A 12,826-nucleotide genomic window follows, 5' to 3' on the forward strand; every position below is an offset into this window, starting at 1 on the left:
TTGGTCAACCGAGCGTCCGGCTGGACGAGCCGACCGGCTCGACCGGGCCCGCCTCGGGCTCCCGGGACAGCCGCCCCGGCCACCAGATGCGCCGGCCGATGTCCAGGTTCAGGGCGGTGACCAGGATCGACCGTACGACGATCGTGTCGAGCAGCACGCCCAGTGCCACCGCGAAACCGATCTCCGCGAACGCGGTCAGCGGCAGCGTGGCGAGCACCGCGAAGGTGCCGGCGAGTACCAGGCCGGCCGAGGTGATCACCCCGCCGGTCGCGGCGAGGCCCACCACCGCGGCCCGTCTGGTACCGACCCGGGCGGACTCCTCCCGGACCCGGGTCATCAGGAAGATGTTGTAGTCGATGCCCAGCGCGACCAGGAACACGAAGACGAACAGCGGCAGCGACGCGTCCGCCCCGCCGAAACCGAACACGTACCGGAACACCAGCGCGCTGGCGCCCAGCGCCGCGGCGAACGACAACACGACGGTGCCGATCAGGATCAGCGGACCCAGCACCGCGCGCAGCAGCAGCGCCAGGATCACGAAGACCACCGCCAGCACGATCGGGATGATCAGGTTGCGGTCGCGGACCGCGGCCCGTTGCACGTCGAGGTTGACCGCCGTGTTGCCGCCGACCTGGGCGTGCGCGCCGGGTACCGCGTGCACCCGGGCACGGGCCCGGTCGACGGTGTCGTAGGCGGCCTGGCTGTCTGGCGCCGAGGTCAGCGTTCCGCGCAGGTAGGCGATGCCGCCGCGGCTGATCGGCGGCGTGACGGTGGCCGCGTCGATACCCGGCGTACCGGCGAAGGCGGCGCGCACCGCGGCGGCCCGGGTGCTGTTGGCGACGACCACCACCGGGCTGCCGGCGCCGGCCGGGAAGTGCGCCGCGAGGGCCTGCTCGCCGGCCACCGAGTCCGGGTGGCCGCGGAACGACTGCGCGTTGGTCAGGCCGGTGGCGTCCAGCGTGACGAGCCCGACCGACAGCGCGGCCAGGACGAGTGCGGTGATCACCCAGGTCCGGCGCGGACGGCGGGCGATCCGGGCGCCGGTCCTGGCCCACAGCCCGCGGCTGGTCGGCTCGTCCGAGCCGTACCGCGGGCGTGCCGGCCAGAACACCCAGCGACCGACGATGACCAGCAGGGCCGGCAGCAGCGTCAGCATCACCGCGAGCGCCACGAACACGCCGATCGCGGCGACCGGTCCCAGCCCGCGCGTCGAGTTGGTCTCCGCGACCAGCAGGCACAGCATGCCGAGCATCACGGTGCTGCCGCTGGCCAGGATCGCCGGACCGGCCCGGTGCAGCGCCACCGCCATCGCCTCGCGCCGTTGCTCGTGCCGGCGCAGTTCCTCCCGGTACCGGGCGATCAGCAGCAGCGCGTAGTCGGTACCGGCGCCGAACACCAGCACGGTGAGGATGCCCGCGCTCTGCGCGTTCACGGTCAGGTGCGCGTACCGCGCCAGCAGGTAGATCACCCCCTGCGCGACGGCGAGCGCCACCCCGGCCGACACGACCGGCAGCACCCACAGCATCGGACTGCGGTAGGTGAACAGCAGGATCACCACCACCACACCGACCGTCGCGTACAGCAGGGTGCTGTCGATGCCGGCGAACGCCTTCGACGAGTCGGCGGCGCTGCCGGCCGGCCCGGTGACGTGCACGGTCATTCCGGCCGCGCCGGTCGTGGCGATGGCCCGGATCCGGTCGACCTCGGTACCGGCCTTCGACCAGCCGTTGCTGCCGAGGTTCAGCGGGATCACGGTCTGCGCGGCCTGACCGTCGCGGGACGGTACCGGCCCGACGACCTTGCCGTCCAGCGAGCCGAACCGGCCGAAGGCGCGCGCGTCGGCCGCCGCCTTCGCCAGGTCGGGCCGGGTCAACCCACCCGGCCGGGTGTACACCAGGACCGCGGGCAGCGTGTTGGGAGAGGTGAACCTCGACTCGGCGGCGAGCACCTGGGTGGACTCGGCGCTGCCCGGCAGCCAGGACTTCGCCTCGTTCTTCTCCACGCCGGTCAACTTGCCGGCCAGCGGGCCGGCCGCCGCCACCACGACCAGCCAGAACAGCACGACCGCGAACCTGCTCCACTTGCCGGTACCGATACGCCCGAGCGCGCGAGCCATCACAGCCCCCCGGTGTCGTCGCGCCCGCCCCCGACCGAGCCCGGGCACCTTCCCGGTCATCGTGGGCCCGATCCGTCCCGGTTCCCATCGGCCGTCCGGCCGCCCCCACCCGGACCGGCCGCCCGAACCATGCCCGCTCCGAGCCTCGAACGGCGCCGATGCCGGGACGATGCCGGCCTGGTCGGGACGGACGGTGTGCGGCACCGGTTGTCCCGCACTCCGGACGTTTTGTTGCGTTCGCGACGCTTCTCCCGAACTACAACGGGTGGCGCAGCTGCGCCTGCCACCGGAGCGAAGGAGAACCGTATGCGAAGACTCGCCATCCGTCAGGCCGGGCGCCTGCTGGCCGGGCTGATGATCCTGCTGGCCGTGTGCACCGCCGCGACGCCGGCGTCGGCCTCCGCCCACCGGGCGGGCTCCGGTGCCACCGCCGTCGCACGCTCCCGGGTCGCGGCCGACGTCCTGATGCACTCGTACGACCCGGTCAAGGCATGGTGGCCGTCGAGCTGGTGGAACTCCGCCGTCGCGCTGCAGACCGTCGGCGACTACATGCAGCGCACCGGGGACCGCAGGTTTCTCCCTCAGCTGGACAACACGTTCGAGAAGGACAAGGGCCCCTTCCCGCCGGGCGTGCTGTCCGGCGACCCGCTGCTGGGCAACTTCACCAGCCGGGCGATCGACGACTCCGAGTGGTGGGGGTTGACCTGGGTCGAGGCGTACGACCTCACCGGCAACCGGAAGTACCTGGACATGGCGACGACCATCGCCAGCTACGCCTATGGGTACTGGGACCCGGGCACCTGCGGTGGCGGCGTGTGGTGGAACGCCGAGAAGACCTACAAGAACGCCGTCACCAACGGTCTGTTCATCCGGCTCACCGCCGAGTTGCACAACCGGATCCCGGGTGACCGCACCTGGCTCGCGCGCGCCACGACGGCGTGGAACTGGTTCACCGGCTCCGGGATGATCAACTCCTCCGGCCTGGTCAACGACGGGCTGACCGATTCCTGTCAGAGCAACGGGCAGACGGTCTGGAGCTACAACCAGGGCCTTGCCATCGGCGCCGGGCTGGAGCTGTGGCGGGCCACCCACGACCGGTCGGTGCTGGCCACCGCGCGGCGCCTCGCCGACGCCGCGATCGCCTCCCCGTCGCTGGTTGACAACGATGTCTTACACGAGTCCTGCGATGCCACCGACCGCACCTGCGACGACAACGGCAAGCAGTTCAAGGGCATCTTCATGCGGTACCTGATGGACGCCGCCGACACCACGCACGATCCGCGCTACACCCGGTTCGTCCAGCGGCAGGCCGCGAGCATCTGGACGGCCGACCGCAACGCCGGCGACCAGCTGGGCGAGCGCTGGTCCGGCCCGACCAGCGACGCCGCCCCGAACGCGTTCGACTGGCGCACCCAGGCCAGCGCTCTGAGCGCGCTGATCGCCGCCGTTCCACGGCCAGCGCCACGGTGGTCGCTGTCGGCCACCCTGTCACCGGCCATGCCGGTGGTCATTCCCGCCGCCAGCAAGCCGACCCGGCTGGCCCTGACCCTGACCGTCCTGGCGACCTCACCCGGCCCGGCACCGATGAACGTACGGGTCGGCACCGCCGGACCCGCCGGATGGACGGTCACCGCCGCACACGACTCGATCGCCCTGCACCCCAACGGCAGCGCCGATCCGGCCCGAGGCAGCATCCCGATGACCGTGCAGGTACCGGCCGACGCGGTGGACGGCCATCACCGGGTCACCGCCACGGTCCGGGCGGGTCCGGGCCTCACCTTCCGGGCAACGGCGGACATCCTCGTCACCCACACCATCGACTTCGACACCGGTACCGCGGCCGAACTGACGTGGATGTTCGACGCCGACGGCTCGCAGAGCAACGGAGTGCGCAACCGCTTCGCCGACAACGACCACTACTTCGTCTACAAGTTCCCGCTGCCGTCCGACACCAGCCGGGCCAGCGCCACGCTCGCGATCGACAACGAATTCCTGGTCCAGGTCAGCCCGGACGGCACGCAGTGGACCACCGTACTGAAGGAGGACCGGCAGATCCACGACGGCTCGAACAAGGCCGACCGCACGATCGACCTCACGCCCTACCTCGGGCCGGACAAGGCGGTCTACGTCCGCGTCTCGGACGCCTTCCCGCAGGACGGCTGGGGCGGCCGGATCTCGCACGTCGCGGTGGACTTCGGCTGAGGTCGCCGCACCCGCCTCGGTCCCGGCCGCGAAGGGCCGGGACCGAGGGCCGCGCCCGATCGCGAGCGGGCGGTTCGGGTCAGCGGCGCCGAGGCACCGGGACGCGGTCCAGGTCGGCGGCGACCACGACGGTGCCGTCGAAGTAGCGGGCCGCCTCCGCCCCGAAGGCGGCGGGATCGTCGTACCGCTGCGAGAAGTGCGTCAGCACCAGGGTCCGGACGCCGCACTCGGCGGCGGCACGGGCGGCCTGCCCGGCGGTCAGGTGCCCGTACCCGGCGGCGAGGTCGGCGTCCGCGTCCAGGAACGTCGACTCGACCACCGCCAGGTCCGCGTCGTCGAGCAGGGCGGACACCCCGTCGCAGAGCCGGGTGTCCATCACGAACGCGAACCGTTGGCCGGGCCGGCGTTCGCTCACCTCGGCGAGGGTCACGGTGCGCCCGTCGAGCTGAACGCTGCCGTCGGTCTGCAACCGGCTGATCTGGGCCCCGCGCAGGCCCGCCGCAGCCAGCCGGTCGGGCAGCATCCGGCGCCCGTCCGGCTCCTCGATCCGGTACCCGAACGACTCCACCAGGTGGTCGAGGCGCCGCGCCGTCAGGGTGCCGAACGCACCGGTCGCGATCACCCCGTCGGAGGAGACCGGCGTCTCGCGCAGCTCGGTCGTCTCGTGGTACACCGAGGCGTACCGCAACCGGGCGAAGAACTCCCGCCCGCTCGCTGGATAGTACGCATCCACCGGATGCCGGACCCGGTCCAGCGACAGCCGCTGCAGCACGCCCGGTACGCCGAGGCAGTGGTCGCCGTGGAAGTGCGTCAGGCACAGCCGCGTGATGTCGGAGGCGGCGAGCCGGGCGTGCGCGAGCTGGCGCTGAGTGCCGTCGCCCGGATCGAACAGGAACCCCTCGCCGTCCCATCGCAGCAGGTAGCCGTTGTGGTTGCGGGCCCGGGTCGGCACCTGGCTCGCGGTGCCCAGCACGGCCAGCTCACGAAGCGACATGGCGCGACCCTACGACGCCGCCGGATCCCGGCTTCGTGGTGCTCGGCGATCCGGGTCTGCCATCGCTGCACCGGCGCGGCTCAGCGGGTGCGGTAGCGGGCGTGGATCATGCCGCTGTCGAAGGTGCGTTCCTCGACGAGTTCGAGATCCAGGCGCACCCCGTCCGGGAAGAACCGCTTGCCGCCACCGACCACGCTGGTGGTGACGAACAGGTGGTACTCGTCGACCAGGCCGGCCGCGATCGCCTGGGCCGCAAGGTTCGGACCGTCCACGGTCAGATCGCGGTCGGACTCGGCCTTGAGCGCGCGCACCGCATCCGGATCGAAGCTCCGCTCGATCCTGGTCCTCGCACTGGACACCGACTGCAGCGTCGTGGAGTACACGACCTTCTCCGCTGCCTGCCAGTCGCGCGCGTACTGCACGATGTGCGGCGGCAGGTCGGGCTGGCTGTGCGCGGTCTCCCAGTAGACCATCGTCTCGTACATCCGCCTGCCGTACAGGTAGGTGCCGACGGGACGGTAGAGGTCGTTGATGAAGGTGTGTACCTCCGGGTCCTCGGCGCCGGTGCCGAGGCCGCCCTCGGCCGCCTCGGCGTAGCCGTCGAGCGAGGTGATCATCGAGTAGATGAGCTTCGCCATCCGTCTCCTCCAGATCCGAACACGCGTCAGCCGCTCGCAAACGCTGCAAGTGGTGACGTCCGCGCGGCCCGGAACTCATCGGTCGGCTGGCCGACCGGTCCGCGAACTCCCGGCGAACCGTGCCTCCCAGCGTTCGCTGACCCGGCGGCAGCGTGGGCTACGAGCAGGTGATGCAGCAACGTGCGGCCGGCCTGGCGGCAAGCCGTTCCTCGGCGATCGGCTGCCCGCACCGTTCGCAGACGCCATAGGACCCTGCGTCGACCCGGCGCAGCGCGGCGTCGATCTCGCCGATCCGTTCCCGCGTGGCGGCCAGCAGCGCGGTCAGCTGGGCGCGTTCGAAGCCGATGGTGGCGCCCTCCGGGTCGTGCTCGTCGTCGGCGTTCGAATCGCGTGATGCCACGAACAACTCGGTCAGCTCCCGGTCCAGCGTCGCCGCCTCGATCGCTGCGCTTGCACGCAGTCGCAGCAGCTCGTCCCGGATCACCGTGCCAGCGTAGCGATCTGCGGTGTGCTCATGGCGCCGTCGCTGCCGGACCGCCGCGACATGTCGGGTTCGCGGTGAAACCAAACCGGCCGCGCACGCTGAGGGTGATCGCCACCTTCGCGACGCCACCACGCAGCACGCACGCGGCAGGCGGCTCCGGCTGCCGCCCCGTCGGACGGGGTGAAGCCACGTGGCCGCCCCGAGGTCACCGGGTGGCGGGGGCCGGGGGCGCGGTGGTCGTGCGGGTCTCGCGCAGGGTGAGCAGGCCGGTGAGGACGACCAGCGCCGCGGTCAGGCCGTGCACGGCGAACGCGACGGCCGCCGAACCGTGGTGGGCGAGCACGGTGGTCATGTCGCCGAGCGGGGTGAGGGCCGTGGCCAGCAGCACCCAGCCCAGGGCGCGGCGGTGACCGGTCACCAGCAGGATGGCCAGTACCAGACCGGACACGATGTCGCGGATGCCCTTGAGGATCAGGAAGCCGTCGCCGTCGCCGGAGGGCCAGTGCGGCAGGCCGAACCCCGGCGCCGTGGTTTCCGGCGTGAGCACGTAGCTCACCCCGACGTACCCGATGAACAGGATGCCGGCGGTGATCAGGACGGTGTTGACGGTCTTGCGGGACATGGTCGTCTCCTTGCTTGGTTCGGATGAGAGCCAGCGGCTCGGCCAGGCCACGCCGGGTACGAGCCGGGGTGGGGTGGTTCAGGCCGCGCGGACGCGGCGGATGTGGCGGGCATAGCGGGGGCGGCCGATCAGGTGCCAGAAGCCGCGTACCGGTGCGGGAAGGACGGACAGCAGCAGGGCCCGCTCGGCGGGATCCGCATCCTCCAGGACCAGACCGAACAGCGTCAGCAGGGTCGTTTTGGGAGTGTTGGCCACCAGGTGAGTGCCCAGCGAGGCCCATTCCTGCTCGGTGATGTGCTGCGCGGCGAGCGGCAGCAGGGTGGTCTCCTCGTCGTCGAGGTGTTCGAGCAGTACCGCCCAGTGGTCGGCGAGGGCCGCCACGACGGTGTCGCGTTCGGTGACCGCGGCGGTGGCCTCCCAGGCGGGCATCGCCGCGTCCAGCCGGGTCAGCGTCGCCGCGATCCGTTCGTGCTGGGCCTCCATCCGCAGGATCACCTCGGCCTCCAGGTCGACCCGGGACAGCAGCGGCGGCCACAGCAGCTCGTCCTCACCCTCGCTGTGGTTGTGCAGTCCGAGCCGGTAGTCGCGGAAGTGGTCGGCGAGCACCCTGGCGCGGGCGGTGTCGCCCGGGGCGACCGCCGAGACCAGCTCGATCAGCAGCCGCGACTCCCGGCGGAAGGCGCGGTGGACGATTTCCATGTCCTGGGTGTTGACGGTCATTTGGCTCCTGCCTTTCCTGCGTTCGACGTGGTGAGACTGCTCCCGGGCGGTTGGAAGGCACTTGGAGCCGACTTGGCGTGCTGCTCGCGACCGCGCATACGATGTGCCAGGTCATGGTCTTGATCCGGGTACTGGGCTCGTTGGCGGCCGAGGTCGGCGGCACGCTGGTGCCGCTGGGCGGTCCGCGGCAGCGCGGCGTGCTGGCGCTGCTGGTGGCGGCCCGCGGCCAGGTGGTGCCGGTCGACCGGCTGGTCGAGGACCTGTGGCGCGGCGAGCCGCCGGCCCGCGCCCTGTCGTCGCTGCAGGCGTACGTGTCGAACCTGCGCCGCCTGCTGGAGCCGGGGCGACCGCCGCGGACCCCGGCCAGCCTGCTGGTGAGTGCACCGCCCGGCTACGCGCTGCGGCTGCCGCCGGGGGCGGTGGACGCGTGGCGGTTCGAGGAACTGCTCGATCAGGCCGGTACCGTCGCCGACGCCCGGGAGGCGCGCGCCCTCCTGGCCGAGGCGCTGGGGCTGTGGCGGGGCCCGGCCTTCGCCGAGGTCGCCGACGAGCCGTGGGCCGCCGCCGAGACCGCCCGGCTGCACGAGCTGCGCCTGGTCGCCCGCCAACTGCACGTCGCGGCCGGGCTGCGGATCGGTGACCCCGCGGCGGTGGTGGTCGAGGCGGAAGGGCTCACCCGCGACGAGCCGCTGCGCGAGGAGGGTTGGCGACTGCACGCCCTGGCCCTGTGGAGCAGCGGCCGGCAGGCCGAGGCACTGGCGGCGCTGCGCCGGGCCCGCGCCACCTTCGCCGACGAGCTGGGGCTCGACCCCGGCCCGGACCTGGTGGCGCTGGAGGAGGCGATCCTCACCCAGCGCACCGACGTCCTGCGCGCGGCGGTCCCGCCGCCGGACGCGAAGACGCGGCCGGTGGAGGCGAAGCCGGCGTTGGAAGCGAAGCCGCCGTTGGCGAGCGCCTCGACGACGGCGCGCGACGAGGCCGGAAAGGTCCTGTTCGTGGGCCGCGACGGCGAGCTGGCGGCGCTGCTGGCGGTCGCCGGCCAGGCCGCCACCGGGGCGGCACGCGTCGCGCTGGTCACCGGGGACGCCGGGCTCGGGAAGTCGACGCTGCTGGAACGGCTCGGCGCCCGGCTGGCCGCGGACGGGTGGCTGGTGGCCGCCGGGCGCTGCCCCGAGGGGGACGGCGCCCCGCCCGCGTGGGCGTGGGTGGAGGCGCTGCGGACGGTGGCGCAGACCGCGCCGCCGGGCGAGTTCGCCGACGACGTGGCGCCGCTGCTGTCCGACGCGGTGCCGGTGGACGGTGACGCGGCGGCCGGGCGGTTCCGGCTGCGCCGCGCGGTGTGGCACTGGCTCGCCTCGGCGGCCCGGGACCGGCCGGTCGCGGTGCTGCTCGACGACCTGCACTGGGCGGACGCCGCGACGCGGGAACTGCTCGCCGGCAGCGGTACGGTGCCGGCCCCGGTCCTGCTCGTCGCGGCCTACCGCGGCGACGAGAGCGAGCGGCTCACCGACACGCTGGCTTCCCTCGCCCGGGCCGAGCCGTTCCGGCTGGAGCTGCCCGGCCTGACCGGCGCGGCGGTTGCGGCGCTGGTCCGTGCCGAGTGCGATGCCGACGACGCGACCGTGGCCGGGATCGCGGACCGTACCGGCGGCAACCCGTTCTACGTGCGGGAGAGCGCGCGGCTGCTCAGCGGCGAGGGCGCCCTGGTCGCGCTGTCCGAAGTCCCCGAAGGGGTACGCGACGTGCTGCGGCGCCGGCTCGCCCGGCTCCCCGAGGCCGGCGTGTCGGTACTGCGGCTGGCGGCGGTGGCCGGCCGGGAAGCCTCGGTGGACGTGCTGGTGCGGGCCGCCGACTGCGACGAGGACGGCGTGCTGGACGCGCTGGACGCCGGGGTCATCGCCGGGCTGCTCGACGAGCCGGCGCCCGGGGTCGTCCGGTTCGTGCACGCGCTGGTACGGGACACGCTGGTGGCCGACGTCAGCCGGCTGCGGGCGACCCGGATGCACGCCCGCATCGCCGCCGCGCTGGAGGGCAGCGGCGATGTCGCGGCCCTCGCCCACCACTACGCCCGGGCCGGGTCACCCAAAGCCGTCGGCTACTGCGTCCGGGCCGCCGAGCTGGCCGAGGCACGCTATGCGCACGACGTGGCGGCGGCGCTGCTCACCGACGCCGTGGCGGGTTGCACCGATCCGGACGAGCGCGTGAAGCTGTTCGGCCGGCTGCTGCGCGCGCAGGTCCGGGCCGGTGCCGTCGCCGCGGCCCGAGAGACCCGCGAGCGGGCGGTGCAGTACGCCGAGTCGGTCGGCCGGGACGACCTGACGATCGCCGCGTTCACCGCCTGGACCGAGCCCACCTCCTGGCAGATCCGCACCTACGGCACGCTCGATCACCGCGTGGTCGGCCGGCTGCGCGCCCTGCTGCGCCGCACCGACCTGGCCCCGAGGTACGCTCCCGGCTGCTCAGCGCCTACGCGATCGAGCTGGTCGGCGAGGACGATTCGGCGGCTCTCGCCGCGGCGGGCGAGGCGCTCGATCTCGCCACCGATCCGGATCTGCGGGCCGCGGCGCTGCTGGTGCTGGTGCACGGGACCGAGCATCCGAAGTACGCCCGGGAGCTGATCGAGATCGGCGTCGAGCACGACCGGCCGGGCTACCGGGTCACCGGGCTGCTCAACCTGGCCGTGGACGCCGCCAAGGGCAACGACCCGACGAAGATGCGCCGCGCGATCGAGCAGGCGCTCGACCTCGCCCGCGCCTACCGGATGCCCGAGCCGATCGGGGTCGCCGAGATCGCGCTGGCGACCCTGGTACTGATCGAGGGCCGGTTCGCCGACGCCGCGCGGCTCTACACCGAGGCCGCCGGTCGGATGGCGCGGGCCGGCTCGGTACACGCGGGGTTCCTGCGGCTCGCGCTGGCGACGATCCGGCTCGGCGAGGGCACGCTCGGCGAGCACCTCGACGAGGTGCGCGCGCTGCACGAGGAGGTCGGGCCGATGGCCGGCGACCTGCTGGTGCTCGCCCTGCATGCTGCCGGCCGCACCGAGGAGGCTCGCCGGGTCAACAGGACGGCAGGCCCGATCCGTCGGGACTTCTTCTTCACGTTCCTGACCAGCCTGCGCGCGATGGCCGTCGTCGCACTCGCGGGCGCCGGCGCCGCCGACCCGGGCACCGCCGAGCAGCTGTACGCCGACCTGTTGCCGCACCGGGACGGTCCGCCGGCCGGCGTGGAGAGCCTGTCGCTGGCCCTCCCCCCGATCGCCCACACGCTCGGCGAACTCGCCCTGCTGCTGGGCCGCGCGAGCGACGCGGCCACCCACTTCGCCGAGGCGGCGGCCATCGCCGAACGGTGGAACGCGCCGCACTGGTACGCCGAGGCGCGGGCTCGCGCCGACGGCGTCGCCGAGGTCCCCGTCCCGCGGCAGCGCTGAGAGCAGGTGGGCCGTCCGCGGTGTCGCCCCGGGGCCGCCTCGCGGGGCTCGGTCGCCCGGCGCGACCGGCGGCACCCGGGCCCGCCTGTCGCGGGCCGGACCGCGGCCTGCCGGCTGGTGATCGTCGGTAACGGGGCCGATCAGGCGCGGTCGTGGAGCGTGATCTGGTAGCCGTCCGGGTCGGCGAAGGTGAATGTCCGGCCGAAGGGGCCGTCGACGGGTGCGGAGACGATGGTGTGGCCGTCCGACACGAGGGCATCGTGGATGGCCTGGACCTCGGTGGCGTGCAGCCAGATCGCGGCGCCGATGCCGGGCTGGGCGACGGATTCGAGGTCGGTGCCGGGGACGAGGTCGCGGAGCGCGAACGCGATCGGTTTGGTGTCGAAGACCACGGCGTGCGCGGGTCCGACCGGTGCGCGGACCAGGCCGAGGTAGCGCTCGTAGAACGCCTGCGACGCGTCGAGATCGCGCGCTTGCAGCGAGATGAAGTCGGGGCCGGTGGCGGGCATGACGTTGCTCCTTCGTTCGTGTCAGTCTTCTGACATGCAGCAGCGTATGTCAGAATCCTGACATGAGTCAAGACGGTACCGGCATCGACCTGGAGACATCCCTGGGCTACCTGCTGAAGGAGGCGTCCAGCGTGCTGCGGTCGGCCATGGAGGAGGTGCTGCGACCGCTCGGGATGAGCGTGACGCACTACTCCTGCCTCGAACTGCTGGCACAGCGACCGGGCTTGTCGAACTCCGAGCTCGCCCGCGGCGCGTTCGTGACCCGGCAGTCGATGAACGTGCTGCTGCAGGCGCTGGAGCGGGACGGCTACGTGACCAGGCCCGCGGAGGCAGCCGTCGGGAAGGTCCTTCCCGCGCGACTGACCCCGCGCGGCCGACGGAGCCTGGAGAAGGCATCGGCTGCGGTCCGGGCCGTCGAGGTCCGCATGCTGGCCGGACTGACCGAGACCGAGCGCGCGACCGCGTTGCGGATCCTGCGCAGCATGATCCGCTCGCTGCGGGAGGGTGGCACCGACGACGCGTAGCCGTTCGTGGCGGCCCGCCGCGCGAGGACGACGGGACGGCGGCGACCCGTTCCGCGGGCTTTACATTCCCCTAGAGGAATGTATGATGAGCGCATGACTGAGATCATCGAACGCGTCGTTGCCGCCACACCCGAGCGCGTCTGGCAGCTGTGGACCACCCCGGAGGGCATCTCCCGCTGGTGGGCGCCGGAGGGCTTCCGCACCGACGTCACCCAGCTCGACCTGCGGCCCGGCGGGGACCTCGTGTACACCATGACCGCTGTCGCGCCCGAACAGGTCGCCTTCATGCAGCAGCACGGGATGCCGCTGGCCACCGAGTCCCGCAAGGTCTTCACCGAGATCGACGAACCCGCGCGGCTGGGCTACCGGTCGGTGATCGACTTCGTGCCCGACCACGAGCCGTACGAGCAGCTCACCGAGATCGAGCTGGCCCCGGTCGAGGACGGCACCCGCATCGTGATGCGGGTCGAACCGATGCACGACGAGGAGTGGACCGGCCGGCTGGTCGCCGGGCGTACCAACGAGCTGGACAACCTGGCCCGGCTCGTCGCGGCGGAGTGACGCGCGACGGCGGGGGCGGGCGCGCCGAA

General features: G+C 72.9%; 12 protein-coding genes. 5 read left to right on the forward strand and 7 right to left on the reverse strand.

All coding sequences use genetic code 11. The features are described from left to right. Positions 1 to 4: 4 nt before the first annotated feature. The gene (locus Athai_RS23555) at positions 5 to 2,116 is read right to left on the reverse strand and encodes an MMPL family transporter (RefSeq protein ID WP_203963509.1); all 2,112 of its coding nucleotides are present in this window, start codon (positions 2,114 to 2,116) and stop codon (positions 5 to 7) included. Positions 2,117 to 2,422: 306 nt separating this feature from the next. Here Athai_RS23555 and Athai_RS23560 point away from each other — a divergent pair, with 306 nt between their 5' ends. After that, complete coding sequence (locus tag Athai_RS23560; protein WP_203963510.1) at positions 2,423 to 4,318, forward strand: glycoside hydrolase family 76 protein; 1,896 nt, start codon at positions 2,423 to 2,425, stop codon at positions 4,316 to 4,318. 79 nt (positions 4,319 to 4,397) lie between these two features. On the opposite strand, the gene Athai_RS23565 is transcribed toward Athai_RS23560, so the two are convergent. The 5 genes from Athai_RS23565 to Athai_RS23585 form a co-directional block, all read right to left on the reverse strand. Continuing rightward, on the reverse strand, positions 4,398 to 5,312 hold the full coding sequence (locus tag Athai_RS23565) for a ribonuclease Z (RefSeq protein WP_203963511.1): 915 nt from the start codon (positions 5,310 to 5,312) through the stop codon (positions 4,398 to 4,400). 80 nt (positions 5,313 to 5,392) lie between these two features. Then, entirely contained in the window at positions 5,393 to 5,950 is a 558-nt protein-coding gene (locus Athai_RS23570; protein WP_203963512.1) for a dihydrofolate reductase family protein, read from the reverse strand. Positions 5,951 to 6,107: 157 nt separating this feature from the next. Continuing rightward, on the reverse strand, positions 6,108 to 6,434 hold the full coding sequence (locus tag Athai_RS23575) for a TraR/DksA family transcriptional regulator (RefSeq protein ID WP_203963513.1): 327 nt from the start codon (positions 6,432 to 6,434) through the stop codon (positions 6,108 to 6,110). 205 nt (positions 6,435 to 6,639) lie between these two features. Continuing rightward, on the reverse strand, positions 6,640 to 7,056 hold the full coding sequence (locus Athai_RS23580) for a DUF4267 domain-containing protein (RefSeq protein ID WP_203963514.1): 417 nt from the start codon (positions 7,054 to 7,056) through the stop codon (positions 6,640 to 6,642). Between the two features lie 78 nt (positions 7,057 to 7,134). Beyond that, positions 7,135 to 7,776 (reverse strand): hemerythrin domain-containing protein, encoded by a 642-nt coding sequence (locus tag Athai_RS23585; RefSeq protein WP_203963515.1) that lies wholly within the window; start codon positions 7,774 to 7,776, stop codon positions 7,135 to 7,137. A 113-nt stretch (positions 7,777 to 7,889) separates the two neighbouring features. Here Athai_RS23585 and Athai_RS23590 point away from each other — a divergent pair, with 113 nt between their 5' ends. Then, positions 7,890 to 10,394, forward strand: a complete 2,505-nt coding sequence (locus Athai_RS23590; RefSeq protein WP_203963516.1) for an ATP-binding protein — start codon at positions 7,890 to 7,892, stop codon at positions 10,392 to 10,394. Next, positions 10,349 to 11,203, forward strand: a complete 855-nt coding sequence (locus tag Athai_RS23595) for a hypothetical protein (RefSeq protein WP_203963517.1) — start codon at positions 10,349 to 10,351, stop codon at positions 11,201 to 11,203. The genes Athai_RS23590 and Athai_RS23595 overlap by 46 nt, the downstream gene beginning before the upstream one ends. Positions 11,204 to 11,343: 140 nt before the next feature. Here the strand turns inward: Athai_RS23595 and Athai_RS23600 are convergent, their stop codons facing one another. Further along, entirely contained in the window at positions 11,344 to 11,712 is a 369-nt protein-coding gene (locus tag Athai_RS23600; RefSeq protein ID WP_203963518.1) for a VOC family protein, read from the reverse strand. A gap of 62 nt (positions 11,713 to 11,774) precedes the next feature. Between Athai_RS23600 and Athai_RS23605 the strand changes: the two genes are divergently transcribed. Beyond that, positions 11,775 to 12,236 (forward strand): MarR family winged helix-turn-helix transcriptional regulator, encoded by a 462-nt coding sequence (locus Athai_RS23605; RefSeq protein ID WP_203963519.1) that lies wholly within the window; start codon positions 11,775 to 11,777, stop codon positions 12,234 to 12,236. Positions 12,237 to 12,329: 93 nt separating this feature from the next. Beyond that, complete coding sequence (locus tag Athai_RS23610) at positions 12,330 to 12,797, forward strand: SRPBCC family protein (protein WP_203963520.1); 468 nt, start codon at positions 12,330 to 12,332, stop codon at positions 12,795 to 12,797. Positions 12,798 to 12,826: the final 29 nt, after the last annotated feature.

Source organism: Actinocatenispora thailandica (genome assembly GCF_016865425.1).
Lineage (GTDB): Bacteria > Actinomycetota > Actinomycetes > Mycobacteriales > Micromonosporaceae > Actinocatenispora > Actinocatenispora thailandica.

Bases quoted from the DNA above. Each gene is read 5' to 3' on its own strand.
- Athai_RS23555 (WP_203963509.1), bottom strand. From the start codon at position 2,116: ATGGCTCGCGCGCTCGGGCGTATCGGTACCGGCAAGTGGAGCAGGTTC.
- Athai_RS23560 (WP_203963510.1), top strand. From the start codon at position 2,423: ATGCGAAGACTCGCCATCCGTCAGGCCGGGCGCCTGCTGGCCGGGCTG.
- Athai_RS23565 (WP_203963511.1), bottom strand. From the start codon at position 5,312: ATGTCGCTTCGTGAGCTGGCCGTGCTGGGCACCGCGAGCCAGGTGCCG.
- Athai_RS23570 (WP_203963512.1), bottom strand. From the start codon at position 5,950: ATGGCGAAGCTCATCTACTCGATGATCACCTCGCTCGACGGCTACGCC.
- Athai_RS23580 (WP_203963514.1), bottom strand. From the start codon at position 7,056: ATGTCCCGCAAGACCGTCAACACCGTCCTGATCACCGCCGGCATCCTG.
- Athai_RS23585 (WP_203963515.1), bottom strand. From the start codon at position 7,776: ATGACCGTCAACACCCAGGACATGGAAATCGTCCACCGCGCCTTCCGC.
- Athai_RS23590 (WP_203963516.1), top strand. From the start codon at position 7,890: ATGGTCTTGATCCGGGTACTGGGCTCGTTGGCGGCCGAGGTCGGCGGC.
- Athai_RS23600 (WP_203963518.1), bottom strand. From the start codon at position 11,712: ATGCCCGCCACCGGCCCCGACTTCATCTCGCTGCAAGCGCGCGATCTC.
- Athai_RS23605 (WP_203963519.1), top strand. From the start codon at position 11,775: ATGAGTCAAGACGGTACCGGCATCGACCTGGAGACATCCCTGGGCTAC.
- Athai_RS23610 (WP_203963520.1), top strand. From the start codon at position 12,330: ATGACTGAGATCATCGAACGCGTCGTTGCCGCCACACCCGAGCGCGTC.